Here is a 286-nt window from a genome sequence, read left to right on the forward strand (position 1 = left end):
GGATGGTTATACCATCACGCAGACGTCAAGCGCCACCTATCAAACAGGCAATCGTTATATCGGCACTGAATCTGGTGTAGTGAGCAATGTCGCCAAGGTAGTGGTAGGCACAGATCCAACCCCTGCGATCCGCTTTACTGAAAAGCCAAAGGCTGGTGAGAAGTCTATTGCTGGTACTGTATTCTTCGATGTAGATCAAGATGGCGTTGTCGATTCAAATGATGCGCTGTTAAAAGACATCAAGGTCACAATCACGGGCACGGATAAGTTTGGTCAAACAGTAAAT

General features: G+C 46.5%; 1 protein-coding gene. It reads left to right on the forward strand.

The window, feature by feature from the left end; translation table 11 throughout:
• The coding region (locus tag N483_RS27345) for a hypothetical protein (protein WP_196764423.1) at window positions 1-286 on the forward strand (286 nt) is incomplete at both ends.

The sequence above is a fragment of the Pseudoalteromonas luteoviolacea NCIMB 1944 genome, assembly GCF_001625565.1.
GTDB classification, from domain to species: domain Bacteria; phylum Pseudomonadota; class Gammaproteobacteria; order Enterobacterales; family Alteromonadaceae; genus Pseudoalteromonas; species Pseudoalteromonas luteoviolacea_F.